Origin of the sequence: Streptomyces sp. MnatMP-M17 (assembly GCF_900091995.1) — a bacterium.
Classification (GTDB): Bacteria; Actinomycetota; Actinomycetes; order Streptomycetales; family Streptomycetaceae; genus Streptomyces.
In genome coordinates, this window is sequence record NZ_FMDK01001016.1 from 1 (window position 1) to 2839 (window position 2839).

The window sequence follows — 2839 nt, forward strand, 5'->3', positions numbered from 1 at the left end:
TCGGCGCCGCGGCCATCGCGCCCGCGAACCGTGGCGGCGGCACCGCCCGGCCGACGATCGTGCTGGTGCACGGCGCCTTCGCCGACGCGTCGAGCTGGCGCGAGATCGTCCCGCGCCTCCAGAGCGACGGCTACCGCGTCATGGCGCCCGCCAATCCGCTCCGGGGCCTGGCCGGTGACACGGCGTACATCGCAAGCGTCCTCAGAAGCATCGAGGGCCCGATCGTCCTGGTCGGCCACTCCTACGCCGGCGCGGTGATCAGCGGCGCGGCGGTCGGCAATCCCCAGGTCAAGGCGCTCGTGTACATCAACGCGCTGGTGCCCGACAAGGGCGAGGTCCTCTCGGTCCTGATCGACAGGTTTCCCGGCAGCGAACTCACTCCGGCCCTGAAGCCGGTGCCGTTCACCGGGCCGGACGGATCCGTCGGCACCGATCTCCATGTCAAGCCCGAGCTGTACCGCCCGGTGTTCGCCGCCTCGCTTCCGCTCGCCACCACGGCGGTGCTCGCGGCCTCTCAACGGCCCATCGACGCACGGGCGTTCAGCGACGCGGCCGGTCCCGTCGCCTGGCGGAGCATCCCGTCCTGGGCCCTGGTCTCCCGCCAGGACCGGGCCATCCCACCGGAGTTGCAGCGCTTCGAGGCCCGGCGGGCCCGCTCCCACACCGTGGAGATCGACTCGCCGCATGCCGCGATGCTCGCCCATCCGAAGGCGGTCACGGACCTGATCCTGGACGCGGCCGGGTCCCGGTCGTCCATCAGGGAGCGGACCAGAACGGCCCTGGCAGCGACGGGCTCCGTAGGGTCTACGGCCTCCACCGGCTCTACGGGCCCTACGGCTCCGATCACCGCCGACGCGACCGGTGCGGCCGTCGTCGCCGGTGCGGGCATGGTCTCGGTGGTCCGCAGACGCCGACCCACCGAAAGCTGACCGAGAGCTGACGGCGAGCTGATCCACCGTCACCGCGCCGCGCCCGGACCGTCCGCCGGACTCTCCCCCAGTGCCTCCGCCAGCACCTCCGCCACATGCCGTGCACGGTGCCCGCCCAGCTGGTCGAGCTGTGTACGGCAGGAGAAACCGTCCGCGAGAACCTCCGCCTCCGGCCCCGCAGCCCTCACCGAAGGCAGGAGCTGGTCCTCCGCGCAGGCCACCGACACCTCGTAGTGGCCGCGTTCGAAACCGAAGTTGCCCGCGAGTCCGCAGCAGCCTCCGCTCAACTCGCCGGTCAGACCCGCCCGTTCACGCAACCGCCGGTCCGCCGCGTCACCGAGGACCGCGTGCTGGTGGCAGTGGGTCTGGCCGGCGACCGGGCGGTCCAGCCGAGGCGGCTCCCACTCCGGCGCGCACTCCTCCAGCGCCTGGGCGAAGGTGCGTACGGACGCGGCCAGCCGCGCCGCGCGCGGATCGCCGCGCAGCAGCTCCGGCAGATCGGTCGTGAGCGTGGCGGCGCAGCTCGGTTCCAGGACGAGCACCGGCAGCTCCAGGTCGAGCAGCGGTTCAAGCCGGTCCAGCGTGCGGCGCATCACCGTACGGGCCTGATCGAGCTGGCCCGTCGAGACATACGTCAGCCCGCAGCACACCCGGCCGCCGCGCCCGCGCTGGCCGCCACGCTCGCCCGGCGGCACCACGATCCCGACACCGGCCGCCTCCAGTACCCGTACCGCCGCCTGTCCGACCGACGGCGCGAGGTGCTCGGTGAAGGTGTCGGGCCACAGGATCACCGTACGGCCGTGGTCGAACACCTCGGCCCTGCCCTTCATACGGCGCCTCAGCCACCGGCCGAAGGTCTCGGGCGCGAGCCGTGGAATCGTACGTTCCGGAGCGATACCGGCCAGCCGCTTGGCCGGGCCCGCCAGCAGCGGCACCCGCGCCGCCGCGTTCAGCACCGGCACGACGTAAGAGAACTGTGCCGCCGCCCTGAGCCAGACCGGCAGCCGGCCCATCGCGTAGTGCGCGGCGGGCCGTCGCCGCCCGCGATAGTGGTGGTACAGGAACTCCGCCTTGTAGGTGGCCATGTCCACGCCCACCGGACAGTCGCTGCGGCAGCCCTTGCAGGACAGACAGAGATCAAGCGCGTCCCGTACCTCCGCCGAGCGCCAGCCGTCCGTGACCACCTCGCCCGCGAGCATCTCGTGGAGCAGCCGGGCGCGCCCGCGCGTGGAGTGCTGTTCCTCGCCCGTCGCACGGAACGAGGGACACATCACGCCCGGCCCCGAACTCGGCCCGGCCACCCGGCACTTCGCCACTCCGACACATCGGCGTACGGCCGCCGAGAAGTCGCCGCCGCCCGGTCCGTCGTGCGGATAGCCGAAGGCGACGTCGACGCGCTCGCGCGGCAGTACGGAGAAGCGGAGATTCTCGTCGAGCCGGGCGGGCCGGGCGAGCACGCCCGGATTCATACCGCCCGCCGGGTCCCAGACATCCTTGAACTGCCGGAAGAGCCCGACCAGTTCGTCTCCGTACATCTTCGACAGCAGCTCGGAGCGCGCCAGCCCGTCGCCGTGCTCGCCCGACAGCGAGCCACCGTGCGCGACCACCAGCGCCGCCGCCTCCTCGGAGAAGCGGCGGAAGCGCCGTACGCCGTCCTCGCTCAGCAGGTCGAAGTCGATACGGACATGGATACAGCCGTCGCCGAAGTGCCCGTACGGTGTGCCGCGCAGACCGTGTCCGGCCAGCAGGGCGCGGAAGTCGCGCAGATACGCGCCGAGCCGGGCGGGTGGCACCGCGCAGTCCTCCCAGCCGGGCCATGCCTCGCTGCCGTCCGCCATACGGGTCGCGGTGCCCGCCGCGTCCTCCCGTACCCGCCACAGGGCCCGCTGCGCGGCCGGATCGTCCACCAC

At 72.7% G+C, this 2839-nt stretch carries 2 protein-coding genes; one reads left to right on the top strand and one right to left on the bottom strand.

Annotated features, from left to right (window positions below; all coding sequences use genetic code 11):
- Positions 1–929, top strand: a 929-nt coding sequence (locus GA0115259_RS35205; protein WP_237540722.1) for an alpha/beta fold hydrolase, incomplete at its 5' end; no start/stop codon positions are given.
- A 29-nt stretch (positions 930–958) separates the two neighbouring features.
- Here GA0115259_RS35205 and GA0115259_RS35210 read toward each other — a convergent pair.
- Positions 959–2839, bottom strand: a 1881-nt coding sequence (locus GA0115259_RS35210; protein WP_176732768.1) for an FAD-binding and (Fe-S)-binding domain-containing protein, incomplete at its 5' end; no start/stop codon positions are given.